1 protein-coding gene is annotated in these 533 nt (G+C 61.5%); it reads right to left on the bottom strand.

Annotated features, from left to right (window positions below):
- Nucleotides 1-11 precede the first annotated feature (11 nt).
- Nucleotides 12-533: sensor histidine kinase (locus tag ACP7AJ_RS21640; protein WP_426062318.1), on the bottom strand; the 522-nt coding region annotated here is incomplete at its 5' end.

Here is a 533-nt window from a genome sequence, read left to right as displayed (position 1 = left end):
CCTCGTCGTCTTCAATCAGCAGAATCGTTTTCATAGGGAATGGTGATGGTTACGGTGGTGCCCACGTTCAGCTCGCTTTGCAGGGTCACGGTGCCGTTCATGAGCTCCAAGTACTTGGCAATGATGTAGAGGCCGAGGCCCGTGCCCGGCACCGTGGACACGTTGCGAGCCCGGAAAAATCGTTCGAACAGATGCTCCTGGTCCTCGGGGGAGATGCCCACGCCCTCGTCCTGCACGCTCAGGGTCAGGCGCTGGTCGCGGCAGTCGGCACGCACCCACACCACCGAATTTTCACCGGAGTACTTCAGGGCGTTAGACAGCAGGTTGACCAGGATTTTGCGCAGCAGCGAAGGGTCCACGCGCAAGGGTTCCGGGCACTGCATTTCGCTTTCGATGCGCTGGCCGGTTTTTCGCAGCCCCTGCACGTCGGCCATCGTTTCGTGGAGCAGGCTGGGCAGGTCCAGCAGCACCGGCCGGGCCGCAATCCGGCCTTCCTCGATGCGGCCCACCGAGAGGAATTCTTCGAGAATGTC

The organism is Hymenobacter sp. B1770 (genome assembly GCF_049896385.1).
Classification (GTDB): domain Bacteria; phylum Bacteroidota; class Bacteroidia; order Cytophagales; family Hymenobacteraceae; genus Hymenobacter.
The sequence above is the reverse complement of the archived record's forward strand: the minus strand, read 5'-3'. Positions and strand labels throughout refer to the sequence as shown.